General features: G+C 73.4%; 17 protein-coding genes. 7 read left to right on the forward strand and 10 right to left on the reverse strand.

The window, feature by feature from the left end; translation table 11 throughout:
- Nucleotides 1-204: 204 nt before the first annotated feature.
- From ACFYWQ_RS32175 to ACFYWQ_RS32185, 3 genes are all read right to left on the reverse strand, one after another.
- On the reverse strand, nucleotides 205-1,710 hold the full coding sequence (locus tag ACFYWQ_RS32175) for an MFS transporter (protein ID WP_389521304.1): 1,506 nt from the start codon (nucleotides 1,708-1,710) through the stop codon (nucleotides 205-207).
- Nucleotides 1,711-1,814: 104 nt separating this feature from the next.
- Nucleotides 1,815-2,795 carry a zinc-binding dehydrogenase gene (locus tag ACFYWQ_RS32180; protein ID WP_389521306.1) on the reverse strand — a complete coding sequence of 327 codons (981 nt, stop codon included), beginning with the start codon at nucleotides 2,793-2,795 and terminating at the stop codon, nucleotides 1,815-1,817.
- Nucleotides 2,796-2,873: 78 nt separating this feature from the next.
- Entirely contained in the window at nucleotides 2,874-4,034 is a 1,161-nt protein-coding gene (locus tag ACFYWQ_RS32185) for an NAD(P)-binding protein (RefSeq protein WP_389521308.1), read from the reverse strand.
- Nucleotides 4,035-4,280: 246 nt separating this feature from the next.
- Between ACFYWQ_RS32185 and ACFYWQ_RS32190 the strand changes: the two genes are divergently transcribed.
- A complete protein-coding gene (locus tag ACFYWQ_RS32190) occupies nucleotides 4,281-4,958 on the forward strand; it encodes a pentapeptide repeat-containing protein (RefSeq protein WP_389521309.1) in 678 nt (225 codons plus the stop codon).
- Between the two features lie 73 nt (nucleotides 4,959-5,031).
- Here the strand turns inward: ACFYWQ_RS32190 and ACFYWQ_RS32195 are convergent, their stop codons facing one another.
- The 3 genes from ACFYWQ_RS32195 to ACFYWQ_RS32205 all read right to left on the reverse strand — a co-directional run bounded on the left by ACFYWQ_RS32195 (nucleotide 5,032) and on the right by ACFYWQ_RS32205 (nucleotide 7,165).
- Entirely contained in the window at nucleotides 5,032-5,532 is a 501-nt protein-coding gene (locus ACFYWQ_RS32195; RefSeq protein ID WP_389521310.1) for a hypothetical protein, read from the reverse strand.
- Between the two features lie 212 nt (nucleotides 5,533-5,744).
- Entirely contained in the window at nucleotides 5,745-6,731 is a 987-nt protein-coding gene (locus ACFYWQ_RS32200) for a GNAT family N-acetyltransferase (protein WP_389521311.1), read from the reverse strand.
- Between the two features lie 32 nt (nucleotides 6,732-6,763).
- On the reverse strand, nucleotides 6,764-7,165 hold the full coding sequence (locus ACFYWQ_RS32205; protein WP_389521313.1) for an ATP-binding protein: 402 nt from the start codon (nucleotides 7,163-7,165) through the stop codon (nucleotides 6,764-6,766).
- A 223-nt stretch (nucleotides 7,166-7,388) separates the two neighbouring features.
- Between ACFYWQ_RS32205 and ACFYWQ_RS32210 the strand changes: the two genes are divergently transcribed.
- Genes ACFYWQ_RS32210 through ACFYWQ_RS32220 form a run of 3 tightly spaced genes read left to right on the forward strand, consistent with a single transcriptional unit; the run spans nucleotide 7,389 to nucleotide 8,620 of the window.
- The gene (locus ACFYWQ_RS32210; protein ID WP_389521315.1) at nucleotides 7,389-8,243 is read left to right on the forward strand and encodes a helix-turn-helix domain-containing protein; all 855 of its coding nucleotides are present in this window, start codon (nucleotides 7,389-7,391) and stop codon (nucleotides 8,241-8,243) included.
- Nucleotides 8,244-8,254: 11 nt separating this feature from the next.
- Nucleotides 8,255-8,431 (forward strand): DUF397 domain-containing protein, encoded by a 177-nt coding sequence (locus tag ACFYWQ_RS32215; RefSeq protein ID WP_389521317.1) that lies wholly within the window; start codon nucleotides 8,255-8,257, stop codon nucleotides 8,429-8,431.
- A 12-nt stretch (nucleotides 8,432-8,443) separates the two neighbouring features.
- Complete coding sequence (locus ACFYWQ_RS32220; RefSeq protein WP_389521318.1) at nucleotides 8,444-8,620, forward strand: DUF397 domain-containing protein; 177 nt, start codon at nucleotides 8,444-8,446, stop codon at nucleotides 8,618-8,620.
- Between the two features lie 149 nt (nucleotides 8,621-8,769).
- Here the strand turns inward: ACFYWQ_RS32220 and ACFYWQ_RS32225 are convergent, their stop codons facing one another.
- Nucleotides 8,770-9,345, reverse strand: coding sequence for a TerD family protein (locus tag ACFYWQ_RS32225; protein WP_389521320.1), 576 nt, complete (start codon nucleotides 9,343-9,345; stop codon nucleotides 8,770-8,772).
- 182 nt (nucleotides 9,346-9,527) lie between these two features.
- On the opposite strand from ACFYWQ_RS32225, the gene arfB reads away from it, so the two are divergent.
- Complete coding sequence (gene arfB, locus ACFYWQ_RS32230) at nucleotides 9,528-9,965, forward strand: alternative ribosome rescue aminoacyl-tRNA hydrolase ArfB (protein ID WP_389521322.1); 438 nt, start codon at nucleotides 9,528-9,530, stop codon at nucleotides 9,963-9,965.
- Between the two features lie 29 nt (nucleotides 9,966-9,994).
- Here arfB and ACFYWQ_RS32235 read toward each other — a convergent pair whose 3' ends face one another.
- Both ACFYWQ_RS32235 and ACFYWQ_RS32240 read right to left on the reverse strand, forming a co-directional pair.
- Nucleotides 9,995-10,570, reverse strand: coding sequence for a GNAT family N-acetyltransferase (locus tag ACFYWQ_RS32235; protein ID WP_389521324.1), 576 nt, complete (start codon nucleotides 10,568-10,570; stop codon nucleotides 9,995-9,997).
- Nucleotides 10,571-10,618: 48 nt separating this feature from the next.
- Nucleotides 10,619-11,137, reverse strand: a complete 519-nt coding sequence (locus ACFYWQ_RS32240) for a flavin reductase family protein (protein ID WP_389521614.1) — start codon at nucleotides 11,135-11,137, stop codon at nucleotides 10,619-10,621.
- Between the two features lie 467 nt (nucleotides 11,138-11,604).
- On the opposite strand from ACFYWQ_RS32240, the gene cdgB reads away from it, so the two are divergent.
- Together cdgB and ACFYWQ_RS32250 are read left to right on the forward strand one after the other, a co-directional pair.
- Nucleotides 11,605-13,275, forward strand: coding sequence for a diguanylate cyclase CdgB (gene cdgB / locus ACFYWQ_RS32245; protein ID WP_389521326.1), 1,671 nt, complete (start codon nucleotides 11,605-11,607; stop codon nucleotides 13,273-13,275).
- 142 nt (nucleotides 13,276-13,417) lie between these two features.
- Nucleotides 13,418-14,374, forward strand: coding sequence for a carbohydrate-binding protein (locus ACFYWQ_RS32250; protein WP_389521328.1), 957 nt, complete (start codon nucleotides 13,418-13,420; stop codon nucleotides 14,372-14,374).
- Nucleotides 14,375-14,377: 3 nt separating this feature from the next.
- On the opposite strand, the gene ACFYWQ_RS32255 is transcribed toward ACFYWQ_RS32250, so the two are convergent.
- Nucleotides 14,378-15,298 carry a 1-phosphofructokinase family hexose kinase gene (locus tag ACFYWQ_RS32255; RefSeq protein ID WP_389521329.1) on the reverse strand — a complete coding sequence of 307 codons (921 nt, stop codon included), beginning with the start codon at nucleotides 15,296-15,298 and terminating at the stop codon, nucleotides 14,378-14,380.
- Nucleotides 15,299-15,304 lie beyond the last annotated feature (6 nt).

Raw genomic sequence — 15,304 nt, forward strand, 5'->3', positions numbered from 1 at the left:
CGCGGCGCCTGCTGTCACCGGAGCGCCCGGTGACACCGCGGCGCCCGCCGGCACCGGAGCGCCCGGTGACACCGCGGCGCCCGCCGGCACCGGAGCGCCCGCTTACCCCGCGGCGCCCGCCGGCACCGGAGCGCCCGCCGACACCGCAATGCCCGCCCACCCCGGAGCACTCGCTGCCCCCCGAACGTCCGCTGCCGCCGGTCGTCAGCCCACCGACTCCGGCACCGGCGCGTCCGGCGCGTCCGTCGCGGCGTACGGTCGCGGCGGCCTCGCCGTGACCAGGAGCCCCGCGGACAGCGAGGCCAGCAGCATGATGGCGGCGGCGCAGGAGATGGCCACCGTGTAGCCGTGCACCGTGCCCTGCGCGGTGAGGTCCGCCGGGCGGTGCGCCTCGCCGAGGCGGGCGGCGACGTACGCGCTGCCGCTGGAGGTGGCGACGGTGTTCAGCAGCGCCGTGCCGATGGAACCGCCGACCTGCTGCGAGGTGTTCAGCATGGCCGAGGCGACGCCGGAGTCCTCGGGGGCGACGCCCGCGGTCGACGTGGAGAACACCGGCATGAACGTCAGGCCCATGCCGAGGCCCATCAGGACCAGGGCGGGCAGGATGTCGGTGGCGTACTCGCTGTGCACCGTCATCCGCGTGAGGAACAGCATGCCGGTGGCGGCGAGGAGCATGCCGGGCACCATCAGGGCGCGGGGCGGGACGCGGTGGATCAGCCGGGCCGAGATCTGGGTGGAGCCGGTGAGGATCGAGGCGGTCATGGGGAGGAAGGCGAGTCCCGTGCGCACGGGGGAGTAGCCGAGGACGGTCTGGAGGTAGTAGGTCATGAACAGGAACATCCCGAACATGCCGATGACCGCCAGGGCCATGGTGAGGTAGCAGCCCAGGCGGGTGCGGTCCTTCAGGACGCGCAGGGGCAGCAGCGGCACCGCCGCCTTCGTCTGCCACCACACGAACACGGCCAGCAGCGCGGTCCCGGCCGCGAACAGGGCCGGGACCAGCGGGTCGGTCCAGCCGCGCGGCTCCGCCTCGCCGAAGCCGGCGACGATCGCGACCAGCCCGCCGCACCCCAGCAGCACGCCGGGCACGTCCAGGCGGGTGCCCGCACGGGCGTGACGGTCGTGCAGGAGGGTGAGGGCGCCGACCACGCCGAGGACCGCGACGGGCACGTTGACGTACAGGCACCAGCGCCAGGTGAGGTACTCGGTGAGCAGTCCGCCCACGATGAAGCCGATGGCCGCGCCGCTGGCGGAGAGCGTGCCGTAGATGCCGAACGCCCGGCCGCGTTCCCTGGGGTCGGTGAAGGTGGTGGTCAGCAGGCTGAGGGCGGACGGGGCCAGAACGGCGGCGAAGACGCCCTGGAGGGCGCGGGCGCCGAACAGCATGGCCGGGGTGGTGGCCGCGCCGCCGAACGCGGAGGCGGCGGCGAAGCCGATCAGGCCGATGACGAAGGTGCGTCTGCGGCCCACCAGGTCGGAGATCCGGCCGCCGAGCAGGAGCAGACCGCCGAAGGCGAGGGCGTAGGCCGTGATCACCCATTGGCGGTCGCCGTCCGACATGCCCAGGTCCCGCTGCGCGGAGGGCAGCGCGATGTTCACGATCGTCCCGTCCAGGACGACCATGAGCTGGGCCAGGGCGATGGTCCACAGGCCCCACCAGCGGCGGGGGTCCGGCTCCGCGTCGGGTTCCTCTGTCCAGGCGCCACTCACGCGGACAGAAGATCACAGAACGGACGGGCGCGCACTCCGGATGCGGCCGTGTCCCGGGGCCGGTTCGGGCGCCGTGGGAGCCTCGGGCCGGATCGGGGGAGTCGTCAGGGTTCCAGGACCACCTTGCCCGTCGTACCCCGGCTCTGGAGCGCCCGGTGGGCTTCGGCCGCCTCGGACAGCGGGAAGCGGTGGACGGCCGGGGCGAGGCGGCCGGCGGCGGCCTCGGCGAGGGCGCGCAGCTCCAGGGTCCGCAACGGGTCGGGGCCGCCCGCCCGCTCCAGCATCACCGGGCCGAGGACCTGTTCGGAGACGCCCTCGACGAGGTACGGCGTGCCGTCGCGCAGCCCCTCCGCCGACCAGCCGAAGACGATGTGCCGGCCGCCGGGACCGAGCAGGGCGGTGGCCTCGCGGGCCACGTCGCCGCCGACGCCGTCGAAGACGGTCGTGGCGGGCCGGCCGCCGAGGTGGGCGCGGACCTTCTCCGGCCAGGCCGGCTCGGTGTAGTCGACGGCGAGGTCGGCGCCGTTCGCCCGGACGAGGGCCGTCTTCCGCGGGCCGCCCGCCAGGCCGACGACGGTGGCGCCCGCGTTCCGGGCGTACTGCACGAGCAGGGTGCCGATGCCGCCGGCGGCGGCCGGGACGACGACCACGGAGCCGGGGCCCGGCTCGGCGAACTGCACGATCCCCATCGCCGTACGGCCCGTGCCGATCAGGGCGACGGCCTGGGCGGCGTCGAGGTTCGGCGGGATCTCGTGGAGGCGGGTCACGTCGGCGACGGCCAGCTCGGCGTAGCCTCCCGGGACGAAGCCCAGGTGGACGACGACCCGGCGGCCGAGCCACGCCGCGTCGACGCCGTCGCCGAGCGCGTCGACGACACCGGCGACCTCACGGCCCGGGACGGTCGGCAGGGCGGTCGGCTCCGGCAGAGGACCTCGCATGCCCTCCCGCAGCGCGGCGTCCAGCAGGTGCACTCCGGCGGCCCGGACGGCGACGCGGACCTGGCCCGGGCCGGGGCGCGGGTCCTCGACCTCCTCGTAGGTCAGGTTCTCGGCGGGGCCGAAGGTGTGCAGACGGATGGCGCGCATGGGTCCCCCCGGGGGTTTCCTGCCGGCGTGCGCCGTGCGTGCGGCGCTGCCGGATGCCGATGGCCCCACTCTCCGACCTCAAGCATGCTCGAGGTCAAGGGTGTTCCGGCCGAGGGCCAGGGAGACGGCCGTCAGGGCGCTGGTGAAGGACACCTCCGAGAGCACGCCGGGCGCGGCGACCCGGTCGCCGGCCAGGTACACGCCGTCGCCGCGGTCCACGGCGGGGCGGTCGCGCCAGCTCGTCCCGGGCGGGTCGACGGCGCCCGTACGGCCGTCGGCGAGGGCCTCGCGCCGCCAGGTGACGCGCTCGCGCCAGCCGGGGAGGCCGAGGTCGAGGAGCTGCTCCGCGCGGGCGACGCCCGCGGCCCTGGACTCGTGCGGGGCGATCGGGATCTGCCCCTGGATCAGCTGCTCGCCGGCCGGGGCGAGGGTGCGGTCCTGGGCGGTGAACCGTTCGATCCAGCCGGGCGCGTCCAGGTCGGAGACGGCGAAGGCGTCGCCGCGCCGGGTGCGGACCGCGAGGTCGATCAGCGCCGTACGCCCGCTCGGCCAGGTCAGCGAGTCGTCGCCCAGGAGGCGGCGGGCGGCGTCGAGGGAGGTGGCGACGATCACCGGGGCGCCGGTGGGGAGCGTGTCGACGCGGGAGCAGGTCTCCATGCGCACCCCCAGGTTCCAGGCGCGGGCCGCCATCCGGTCGACGAGGGAGTCCCAGCCGCCGCGCGGGTAGTGCGCCTCGGGCGGCAGCTTGGTGGCGCGGCGCAGACGCTCCTGCACGAAGGCGGCGGACAGGGCGCCGGGGTCGTGGTGGAAGAGGGCGACGGCGGAGAAGTGGGCGGCGGCGCGGGCGCCCTCCTCGCCGGCCAGCCCGGTCGCCCAGGTGAGGAAGTCGGCGTCGACGGGGGCGCGGCGGATGCCGGGACGCAGCAGCTTGAGCATCGCGAACGGAGGGGTGCGGCGCAGCACGCCCCGGTGCCGCAGCCGGAGGCGGGCGGCCTCCAGGGGCGGGAGGGGCGCCAGCGGGCCGATCAGGTCGCGCTGCGCGAGCCAGGTCCAGTGCGGGCCGCCGTTGTAGAGGGCGTGCGGTCCCTCGTTCGTCCGGTACGGGGCCGGGGCGGTCCTGGCCCGCCCGCCGAGGCTGTGGTGGGCCTCGTGCAGGGTGACCCTGACGCCCGCCTCGGCGGCGGCGACGGCGGCGGTGAGGCCGGCGAGGCCGCCGCCGACGACGGTGAGATGACGCATGGAGGGCTCCTTGTCGGTCGGGGACGCCTGTACCGGTACGACGGCGGGGGGCGCCGGTTCGTGACATCGGCGCCGAACGGCGGGGGCCGGTGGCGGTGCCGGCCCCCGCCGGTCGGCGCCGGCGGCGGGGGCGGTGACGGTGCTGGCGCGGGCGGCGGGGCCGGTGGCGCGGGCGGGCGGCCGGCGTCGGTGCGGGCGGGCGGCCGTCGTCGGGGGATTGTCAGTGGCGGGGTGCAGGATGGGGGCATGGCGAGGACGGGTACGGGCGCGGGCAGGGTGAAGGGGGCGCGGCGGCCGGAGGTGCGGCTGCCGGCGCTGGAGGCGTACGGGGGCGGGGAGGTGGAACCCGACGGGGACTACGACGGGGTGGAGTTCGCGGGGACGGACCTCACCGGGCAGGACGGCGCGGGGGCGCGGTTCCTGGACTGCGCGCTGACCGGCTGCGCCCTGGACGGGACACGGCTGTCCCGCGCCCGTTTCCTCGACTCGGTCCTCACCGGCGTCCGGGGCGTCGGCACCGACCTGGCCGGGTCGACCCTGCGGGACGTCGAGCTCGTCGACGCCCGCCTCGGCGGCACCCAGGTGCACGGCGCGGTCTGGGAGAGGGTCCTGGTGCGCGGCGGCAAGATCGACTACCTGAACCTGCGTCAGGCCCGGCTTCGGGACGTGGTCTTCGAGGGCTGCGTCCTGGTCGAGCCCGACTTCGGGGGCGCCCGGCTGGAGCGGGTGGAGTTCGTGGACTGCGCCCTGAGAGCGGCGGACTTCAGCGCGGCCACCCTGACCGACGTGGACCTGCGCGGCGCGACGGAACTGGGCGTCGCGGGCGGCGTCGACCGGCTGGCGGGCGCGGTGATCAGCTCGGCGCAGCTGCTGGACCTGGCGCCGGTGCTGGCGGCGGAGCTGGGGATCAGGGTGGAGGGCTGAGGCGGGGGGCGGGTGAGGACCGGCGCCTGGCGCCGGGGTCCGGTTGCGGACCCGAGGCGGGGCCGTCCGCTGGTCACCCCACCCGGGGGAACTTCGCCTGAAGGGTCCAGATCGCCGGGTTCTCGCCCAGGTCCTCGTGGAGGTCGACCAGGTCGGCGATCAGGTCGTGCAGGAAGTCGCGGGCCTCACGGCGCAGTTCCGCGTGCGAGAAGGTCAGCGGGGGTTCCTCGGCCGGCATCCAGTCGGCCTCGACGTCCACCCAGCCGAAGCGGCGCTCGAAGAGCATGCGGTCGGTCGACTCGGTGAAGTCCAGCTCCGCGTACTGCGGGCGGGAGGCGCGGGAGCCCGCCGGGTCCCGGTCGATCCGCTCCACGATGTCGCACAGCGCCCACGCGAAGTCGAGCACCGGCACCCATCCCCAGGCTGTGGACAGCTCCCGGTCCGCCTTGGTGTCGGCGAGGTAGACGTCCCCGCAGAACAGGTCGTGCCGCAGCGCGTGGACGTCCGCGCGGCGGTAGTCGGTCTGCGGAGGGTCGGGGAAGCGGTTGGAGAGGGCGTAGCCGATGTCGAGCACGTAGGCGATGGTGTCACGCCCCGCGCCGGCCCTGCCTCCGCGGCCCGCCTCACCCCCGCGCCGCTCTCGCTCCGGGCCCGCCTCGCCCCGCGCCGGGGGCCCGCCTTGCCTCCGAGCCCCGCCTCGTCCCGTGCCCGCCCGCTCAGGGCTCGCTTTGCCTCCGTGTCCGCCCCGCTCCGGGCCCGCCCCGCGCCGGGTGGCGGGATCACGGATCACCGCCGTCGGGAGGCGTCGGCGTCCCACTCGTCCAGCAGGCGGGCGAGCCCGGTCGGCCACACCGGCTCCGCCTCCTCGGCGAGTTCCTGCCGCGTCCACCAGCGCCAGGCGAGGATGGCGTCGGCGGCGTGCGCGGCGGCCAGGTCGGCGCCGGAGGGCTCACGGCGCGGGCCCGGTGTGACGTAGACGTGCTCGTGCTGGCGGACGGCGATGTGCACGCGGGTCTCCCCGCGGGAGGCGACCCGGGTGAAGTCGTGTTCCCAGGTGCACAGCAGCGGTCCGGGCTCCAGGTCCGTCCACCCGGTCTCCTCGGTCAGCTCCCGCAGGGCGCCCTCGCGCGGCGACTCGCCCTCCTCCAGTCCGCCGCCGGGCAGCGCCCAGTGCACGCCGACCTCGACGTTGTCGTACCGGAGGAGCAGGACCGACCCGTCGGGTGCGACCACGGCGACGCGGGCCGCGCGCCGGAAGGTGCGGAGCGGCTTGCGCAGCACGGCGCAGGGCCGGCCGAGCCGCAGGTCGGACCGGTGGTCGACGACCTCGTACCCGAGCGCCTGCCAGAAGGCGAGCCCCCGTGGATTGGCGTCCAGCACGGCCAGCCGTACGGCGTCGCGGCCGGCGGCGCGGAAACGGTCCTCGACGGCCTCGGCGATCCGGCGCCCGTGCCCCCGGCCCTCCACGGCCGCGTCCACCATCAGCAGCCCGATCCAGGGATCGGGGTCGGCGGGGTCGGGATGGCGCCCGAGGGTGGTCACGACCCCGACGAGCCGCCCCTCGCTCCGCGCGAGCAGCACCTCCCCGTCCAGGTGCGCCATCTCCTCCGCCAGCGACTCCGCCACCTGCTCCGGCCGGACCCCTTCCGGGCCGGGAAAGTCACCGCTGAGCGCGTGGAACGCGCGCTGGGAGGCGTAGAGGGCGGTGAGCTCGTCGAGGAGGGCGGCGGGGATGCGGTGGTCCGGGGTGAGGGGGAGGGGGCTGAGGATCACCCGTGCAGGGTAATGGGCGACCGGTGGGCGGATCAGCCGGACAGCTCGAACCAGACGTGTTTGCCGGGCCGGCCGGGATCGTGGGCCGGACCCGTGCCCCACGCCTGCGCCAGCGCCTGGACGAGGAGTAAGCCGCGGCCGTTCTCGTCGCTGACGGTGGGCGCGGACGGCACGAGGTTCGGCAACGGCCCGTCGTCGTACACCGCCACCCGCACACCGTCCCTGGTGACCGCGGTGGTGAGGTGGATGGTGGGGGTCGAGGTGTGCCGTACGGCGTTGGTGACGACCTCGGAGACGAGGGTGCGGGCGGTGTCGGCGAGGTGCGGGGCGTGACCGCTGGTGGTGAGGAGTAGGGCGACGGTGTCGCGGCAGATGCGGGGGCTGAGCGGCGAGTTGGGGGTGGTGAGGTGGTAGGTCTGCGGGGTGGTGTCCATGACTTCGGCTCCGGGTTTTGTCGAGGGGATGCGCGGGTGGGCCACCGTGGCTCGGGCGCCGTGGAGTGCCTGCACTGCGGGTTCACTGGCGTGCCGCGCGCTGACATGTCGACGGTAGGGACAACCTTGCTCCGGAGCAAGGTTGTCCCGGGATGTTCACCCGGGTGAGTGGACCGGCCCTGTCGGGACGCGGCAGACTCGGGCGCCGAGAGGAACGGGACCCATGCCACTGAGAGACAACCCCTCCGCCCGCCAGATGAGACTGGGTGCTGAACTGCGGAAGTTGAGGGAGTACGCGGGGAGGACGGCTCGCGAGGCTGCCGGTCTGCTGTCGACCGACCAGGCGAAGATCAGCCATATCGAGGCGGGACGTCTGGGGATCAGCGAGGAGCGGATCCGACGGCTGGCGGTGTTCTACTCGTGTGACGACGTGAAGCTGGTCGATGCCTTGTGCGCCATCGCCCGGGAGTCCCGAGGCCAAGGGTGGTGGGAGGCGTATCGGGGGATCCTGGCGCCCGGGTTCCTGGACATGGCAGAACTGGAGCAGCACGCGACGCACCTGCGCGCGCTCCAGCCGATGACGATCCCCGGTGTCTTGCAGACAGAGGACTACGCACGAGCGATCTACGGTGGCCATATCCCCGGGCTGCCGGCCGACGAGGTGGACGTACGCGTGGAGTTCAGACTGAAGCGTCGCCAGATCCTCGAACGGACTGCCCCGCCGCCCTTCACCGTGGTCGTGCACGAGGCGGCGCTCAGGATGCGGATCGGTGGCCGGAAGGTCGCCCGCGCGCAACTGGGCCATTTGCTGGAGGCATCCGAGCGGCCGGCTGTCACCCTGCGGGTCATTCCGTTCGCCGGCGAGGAGTTCGTCGAAGCCACCCAACCCGTGTACTACGCGGGCGGCGTCGTCCCCCAACTGGACACCGTCCAGGTGGACAGCGCGGTGGGCGGGGTCTTCCTGGGCGTGGGCACTCAGCTCAAGAAGTACGGCACGCTGCTCGACCTCGCGGAGCGAGCAGCGCTCGACGCCGAGTGCTCCCGCCAGTTCGTCCACGACATCGCACGAGACTTGTGAGGTCCCACACCATGCCTGACCAATGGCAGAAGTCCTCTTTCTCCGGGGCCGGCGGAGAGAACTGCATCGAAGTAGCCTCCGATGAACCTCTCCTCCTCCTCCGTGAGAGCGAAGAACCCGACGACGCACTCGAACTGGCTCCCGCGGGCCTGCAGGGCCTGATATGCCACCTCAAGGCCAAGGCATAGGAGGGTTCACACGTGTCCGTGCAGTGGCAGAAGTCGTCGTTCTCCGGGGTGGAGGGTGGGAACTGCATTGAAGTCGCCCCCGCCGAACCCCGTCTACTCCTCCGCGAGAGCGAGGCCCCCGAAGCCGTACTCGAACTGGCTCCCGCAGGCCTGCTGGGCCTGATACGCCGTCTCAAGGCCGTGGCGTAGGCGCCGGGGCGCAGGGAGGGTGCTCGACGCGGGCCGCATGCCTTCGTCCAGCGCGAAGAGCCCCCCGCCGGAAAGGCAAGGGGCTCCCGTGCGACAGGGACGGACGAACCGTCAGGACGGGCGAACCGTCGGGACGGACGAACCGTCGGTCAGACGTTCACGCCGAAGTCCTGGGCGATGCCCACCAGGCCCGAGGCGTAGCCCTGGCCGACCGCGCGGAACTTCCACTCCGCGCCGTTGCGGTACAGCTCGCCGAAGATCATGGCGGTCTCGGTCGCCGCGTCCTCGGACAGGTCGTAGCGGGCGACCTCCGCGCCGCCGGCCTGGTTGACGATGCGGATGTAGGCGTTGCGGACCTGGCCGAAGTTCTGCGAGCGGTTCTCCGCGTCGTAGATGGAGACCGGGAAGACGATCTTGTCGACGTCGGCCGGGAGGGCCGCCAGGTTGACGTTGATCGCCTCGTCGTCGCCCGCGCCCTCGCCGGTGCGGTTGTCGCCGGTGTGGACGATGGTGTTGTCCGGGGTCTGCTTGTTGTTGAAGAAGACGAAGTGGGCGTCCGAGTAGACCCTGCCCTGGGTGTTCACCGCGATCGCGGAGGCGTCCAGGTCGAAGTCGGTGCCGGTGGTCGTACGGACGTCCCAGCCGAGGCCCACGGTGACGGCGGTCAGGCCCGGAGCCTCCTTGGTGAGCGAGACGTTGCCACCCTTGGACAGGCTTACAGCCATGGTTGGGAGTCCTTTCCCTCGGTGCGTAGAGGCTTCGTGCGCCACGAAGCTACAGCTATCCCTATGAACGCGGCGAAGGGTGCCCAAGGTTCCCCGTGTCTTTACTTTCTTTACCGAATCGGAGGAGGCGCGCCGGGCCGGGCCGGATATTGGGGTGACGTGGACCGGTCACAGGCGGGAACATGTACGGCATGTCCGGTCCCTATCCCGTCCGCGGCTCCGTCTCGCTCCCCGAGGCCGAGCTCATGTGGCGTTTCTCGCGGTCGTCGGGACCCGGCGGGCAGCACGTCAACACCAGTGACTCGCAGGTCGAGCTCCGCTTCGACCTGGCCCGCACCGAGGCGCTGCCCGAGGTGTGGAAGGCGCGGGCGCTGGAGCGGCTCGCCGGGCGCCTGGTCGACGGCGTGGTGAGCGTCCGCGCTTCCGAGCACCGCTCCCAGTGGCGCAACCGCGAAGCCGCCGCCGTACGCCTCGCCGCCCTCCTCGCCGAGGCCACCGCGCCCCCGCCGAAGCCGCGCCGGCCCACCCGCATCCCGCGCGGGATCAACGAACGCCGGCTGCGGGAGAAGAAGCAGCGGTCGCAGACCAAGCGGGGGAGGAACGGGCGGGACTGGGGCTGAGGGGACCCGCCCGAGGGCCGGTCAGGTGGTCAGGTCAGTGCCAGCACCCCCACCGTCTCCCCCTCGACCCGTTCCCCGGTGTCCCGGAAGCCGAGGCCCAGGTAGAAGCCCTCGGGACCGTGCTCGCCGGGGTGCCAGGTCACGTACATCTCGGTGCCGCCGCGGCGGCGGATCTCCGCGGCGACGGATCGTACGGCGAAGCGTCCGTAGCCGCGGCCCTGCTCCCGCGCGTCGATGTTCAGGCGCCACAGACCGGAGCGGACGAGGCTGCCGCCGTCTTCCTTCCAGTCGATGTCGAGGAACGCCATCAGGAAACCGACGGGCCGGTCCCCGTCGACGATCAGGCGGGGCCAGGCGGCCGCGGGGTACACGTAGGCCTGCGCGAGGGACTTCACCACCGGGGAGACCGCGAATTCCTGCTCGGGCCGGACGCGAATGGCGAGCGCGGATTCGATATTCGCGGGAGTTATTTCCTCGAGCCTGACGGAAGACGCCGTTCCCGTTGCGGCCGGCGTCGCGGCCGGCGTTGTTCCCGCCGCCGTTCCCGGCGTCGTTCCCGCCGTTGTCGTCACTGTTCCCGTCGCCGTTCCCCGGTCGTTCGTCATCGGGGCACCGTAGGGCGTGCGAGCGGGGAACGGCCACTGAATTGCCGTTCAGTCCAACTGGCGGTAACGGCCCTTGAAATAGAGGAGCGGACCGCCTTCCGCGCTCGGTACCCGGGCCCGCAGCACCCGGCCGACGACGAGGGTGTGGTCGCCCGCCGCCACCCGCTGCTCGGTGCGGCACTCCAGGGTGGCCAGCGCGCCGCCGACGAGGGGCGCGCCGGTGGCCTCGCCGCGGGTGTACGGGATGTCCTCGAAGAGCAGGCGGTCGCTGAGGCGGCCCTTCATCGCGAAGCGGCCGGCGATGTGGCGCTGGCTCTCGGCGAGGACCGACACCCCCCACAGCGGCTGCTCGTCCAGCAGGTCGTCCATGCGGGAGCCGGTGCGCAGGCTGACCAGGACCAGGGGCGGGTCCAGGGAGACGGACAGGAACGCCGTGGCCGTCATGCCGGCGTACTCGCCCTCGGGCGCCCGCGGGTCGTCCGGGTCCAGCGGCGGCTCCTGCGAGGTCACCAGGACCACACCGCCGGCGAGCCGGGACATCGCGGCGCGGAACTCGTCGTCGCTCACCCCCTCAGCATGCCCGGAGGCGGCGGGGGCGGCGGGGGCGGGGAGCGTCTTGGACACGTCTGGAGGCACGTCTGGAGGCTAGTGTCCGCGCGGACCGCGCCGCATCGGACCTCCGCCCGAGAACGGTCGCGGGACGGTCGTAGGACGGGTCGTAGGTCCGCGGACGGATTCGCGTACGCTCGGCCGTGCACGGCCATGTGCTCAGTAAACGCACAGGGGAGACGCGGAATCTCCACGTAATTGCTCACGTTTTTATGTGACTTGAGTCACAAGAGTCGGGAATTGTTGACCCTGTGTACCGAGTGGGGAGCACGCTGTGATTCAGTGGCGGGGACGCCACTGGTTCAGACACCCGGCAGAACGACGTCGGAACGGCGTCGGAACAACGGCAGACACGACGAAGAGAAACGACGTCACGCCGAAGACAACCCTTGATTCGCTGCGAAGTCTCGGGGGGAGGGCGAAGCATGGAGACCGAGTCGGAGCCGTACGTCCGTCTTGCGTCCCTGCGACAGCTGCACCAGGTCATGGCCGACATGAACACGGCACGGAGCCTGGCCGACACACTGCAGACCGTCGCCGACGGAGTGGTCAACGCGCTCGGTTACGAGCTGGCGTGCGTCAACCTCGTACGCCCCGACGGCGACCTGGTCGTCGCCGCCTTCTCCGGCAACCCCGCCGCCGAGGCCCTCATCACCGGCCGGGTCGGCTCCCGGGAGTCCTGGGAGCGGCGCCTGGGCATGGGCGAGAACTGGGGCGACCTGGTCTTCATATCCCACACCGAGGGCTGGGTCCTCGACGACGACGACGTCCCGCAGTGGTACACCGACGGGCCCGCCCCGCGCTTCGAGGACGAGTGGCACCCCTCCGACCGCCTCTTCGCGCCCATGTACATGCCCGCCTCGCCCGGCGGCGGCGCCTGCGGCGAACTGATCGGCATCCTCTCCGTGGACCGGCCCCGCAACGGCCGGCGGCCCGGCGCCTGGGGCCGCGAGGCGCTCCAGATGTACGCCTTCCAGGCCGCCATCGCCATCAGCAACGCGCGTCTGCGGGCGAACATGCAGCGCGCCCTGGTCCGGCTCGAACGCGAGCAGCAGGCCCTGCGCGCCAGTGAGGAAAGCTTCCGGCAGGCCTTCGAGTACGCCCCCTCCGGCATGGCCATCGCCGAGATGGGCGGCGACCAGCACGGCCGGATCCTGCGCACCAACGACGCCCTGTGCCGTCTGCTGGGCCGCCCCGCCTCCGCGATGCGCCGCTACTCCTTCTCCGACCTCGTCCACCCCGAGGACATGGGCACCCTGCTGCGCACCTCCGCCGAGGGCGGCCGCGCCGAGCTCCGCCTCGGCCGCCGCGACGGCAGCTACGTCTGGGTCTCGCTGCGCAACAGCGTCGTCGCCGACGCCGCCGACGGGCCCCGCTTCCTCCTCACCCACGTCGAGGACATCGAGGAACGCAAGCGGCGCGAGCTCCAGCTCGCCCACCGCGCCTCCCACGACTCCCTCACCGGCCTGCCGAACTCCGCGGAACTGCGTTCCCGCCTCTCCGCCCGGCTCTGCCGGCGCCCGCAGTCCACCCACCCCACCGCCGTCGACGCGATGGACGCCGCCTACGACCACCCCGCCTTCGACACCGGCGGCGGCCACGGCTTCGACTACCACCCGTCCGGCAGCGAGGCCTACGACGCCTACGACCACCACGTGCACACCGTCGCCCCCGAGGAGAGCGGCCGCGACGACGGCACCAAGGGGCTCGCGGTCCTCTTCTGCGACCTCGACGGCTTCAAGTCGATCAACGACCGGTTCGGGCACAACGCGGGCGACGCCGTCCTCGTCGAGGTCGCCCGACGGCTCTCCCACGGCGTCCGGGACGGCGACACCGTCGCCCGGCTCGGCGGCGACGAGTTCGTGATCCTCGCCGACGGACTCGGCCGCGCCGACGCCGAGGACCTCGCCGTACGCCTGCGCAACGAGATCATCCAGCCGATCCGCGCCGAGGGCCGGGCCGTGCGCGTCGGCGCCAGCTTCGGCATCGGCTGGGCGCACTGCGGGATGACCGCCGACGAAGTCCTGAAGTCGGCGGACGAGCGGATGTACGTCGAGAAACGATCTCGTCCCAAACAGCACAGGCGGGCCGGATGATCCGCAGGTCAGGGACTTGATGGGCGAGTTCGTGCGATCCGGGTCACCCGTTCGTGGCCCGCGGACCGGGTAGGCTCGTTCTTCTCCGCACCTATTCACACGCGTACGCATCCGCCCCGCACCTGTTGAGGAGTACGAGAGGATGACGCCCGGCAACAACGGCGCGAGCACGCCCGAGGACGACGACCCGTTCGGCTATCTCTACGCCGACGGCCAGGCCAACGGAGCCCAGCCCCCCTCGGGCGGCTACGGCTACCCGAACTCCGTCAGCCGCGTGCGCACCGTCGGCGAGCGCAGGTACGGGCAGCAGCCGCAGCAGCAGACCGCGCAGTACGGGCAGTACGGCCAGCCGACGGTGCCGCAGCAGGGTGCGTACGGGCAGCCGAACGGTCACACCGCGCCCGGGACCGCCCCCGGCGGCAACGCGCCCTCCGGCGGACGCCGGCCGGCGCCCTCCGGCGGCCGGGGCCGCGGCCCCAACACCAAGGGCCTGCTGATCGGCGCCGTGGCGGTCCTCGCCGCGGTCGTCGTGGGCATCGCCGTCGTCATGGCCAACGGCAGCGACGACGACAGCCAGGACGACGCGGACCAGGTGACCACCGCCCCCACCGCCACCGCCAGCGCCTCGCCCAGCGAGTCCGGCGCCGACGACGCGGACGACGAGGCCGAACTGCCGACGATCGACGCCAAGGCCCTGCGCCTCGGCGGCGCCGCCGCGCTGGCCTCCGACGTCGAGGGCGCGCAGGCGGACGGCGGCATCTACGTCGCCAACCTCAACCAGGTCGGCAGCTCCGTGACCTGGACCGTCGACGGCATCCCCGAGGAGGGCACCTACACCCTCTTCGCGCACTACAGCACCGCCGGCGACGACCAGTCGATGACGCTCACCATCAACGGCAAGAAGTTCGGCACCCCGCTGAGCATGAAGAACTACGCGCACGCCGCCGACGGGGACTTCGCCAAGGGCTGGACCACCACCTACGCCTACCCGACCCTCACCAAGGGCACCAACACCGTCAGCCTCTCCTGCGAGAACGGCGACAAGTGCAACGCGCTCCTGGACCAGCTGTGGCTGAAGCAGGGGCAGGTCAAGCAGTAGCGCTCAGGCCGCGCCGGCCTCGCCGGTCACCGCCACCCGCGCCACCAGTTCCTCGTACGCGGCCCGGTCGAACCCGCCGGCCGCCGGGGACGGCGCGGTCGCCGCGGACAGGGCGAGCGCGCGGGCCAGCCGCTGCGGCCAGGGCAGCCGGTCCACCAGCCCCGACAGCAGACCGGCGGTGACACGGTCGCCGGCCCGCACCGGCGTGCCGCGCGGCCGGACGGGCGGGAGGGCCCGCCAGCGGCCCTCCGGGGCCGCCGCGACCAGGCCCTCCGTCCCCAGGAACGCCACCACGGCGCGGGCGCCGCGTCGACGGGCGTCCTCCGTGGCGCGCAACGGCTCGTGCGAGCCGGTCAGTTCGGCCAGTTCGCCGGCGTCCGGCGTGATCAGGTCCGGGCGGGCGGCGACCGCGCGCCGCAGCGGCTCCCCACCGGTGTCCAGCAGGACCGGCGTCCCCGCGGCCCGCGCGGTGCGCACCAGCCCCGCGTACGCGCCGACCGGTACGCCCGGCGGCAGACTGCCGCACAGGGCGACCGCCCGGGCCCCGGCCACCAGGGCCTCGTACGTCCGCTGGAAGGCCGCCCACTCGGCGGGCGTGATCACGGGGCCGGGTTCGTCGAACCGGGTGGTGTCACCGGTGCGTTCGTCGACGACGGCGACCGTGCGGCGGGTCGTGCCGGAGACCGGGACGAGGGCGTCGGTGACGCCCGTGAGGAGGTCGCGCACCTCCCGCCCGGTGGCCCCGCCCACGAAACCGGTGACCGTCACCTCGTGTCCCAGCGCGGCCAGCACCCGCGCGACGTCCAGGCCCTTGCCGCCGGCGCGTTCCGTCACCTCGGTCACCCGGTGCCTGGTGTGCGGGCGCAGGGCCGGGACGCGGTGGGTGATGCCGAGAGCGGTGTTGAGCGTGACCGTGAGGATCACCGTGCC

The organism is Streptomyces sp. NPDC003247, from assembly GCF_042888135.1.
Classification (GTDB): Bacteria; Actinomycetota; Actinomycetes; order Streptomycetales; family Streptomycetaceae; genus Streptomyces.

Coding starts and splice junctions, on each gene's coding strand:
- ACFYWQ_RS32180 (WP_389521306.1), bottom strand. CDS start 2,795: ATGCGCGCCATCCGTCTGCACACCTTCGGCCCCGCCGAGAACCTGACC.
- ACFYWQ_RS32185 (WP_389521308.1), bottom strand. CDS start 4,034: ATGCGTCATCTCACCGTCGTCGGCGGCGGCCTCGCCGGCCTCACCGCC.
- ACFYWQ_RS32190 (WP_389521309.1), top strand. CDS start 4,281: ATGGCGAGGACGGGTACGGGCGCGGGCAGGGTGAAGGGGGCGCGGCGG.
- ACFYWQ_RS32205 (WP_389521313.1), bottom strand. CDS start 7,165: ATGGACACCACCCCGCAGACCTACCACCTCACCACCCCCAACTCGCCG.
- ACFYWQ_RS32210 (WP_389521315.1), top strand. CDS start 7,389: ATGCCACTGAGAGACAACCCCTCCGCCCGCCAGATGAGACTGGGTGCT.
- ACFYWQ_RS32215 (WP_389521317.1), top strand. CDS start 8,255: ATGCCTGACCAATGGCAGAAGTCCTCTTTCTCCGGGGCCGGCGGAGAG.
- ACFYWQ_RS32225 (WP_389521320.1), bottom strand. CDS start 9,345: ATGGCTGTAAGCCTGTCCAAGGGTGGCAACGTCTCGCTCACCAAGGAG.
- arfB (WP_389521322.1), top strand. CDS start 9,528: ATGTACGGCATGTCCGGTCCCTATCCCGTCCGCGGCTCCGTCTCGCTC.
- ACFYWQ_RS32235 (WP_389521324.1), bottom strand. CDS start 10,570: ATGACGAACGACCGGGGAACGGCGACGGGAACAGTGACGACAACGGCG.
- cdgB (WP_389521326.1), top strand. CDS start 11,605: ATGGAGACCGAGTCGGAGCCGTACGTCCGTCTTGCGTCCCTGCGACAG.
- ACFYWQ_RS32250 (WP_389521328.1), top strand. CDS start 13,418: ATGACGCCCGGCAACAACGGCGCGAGCACGCCCGAGGACGACGACCCG.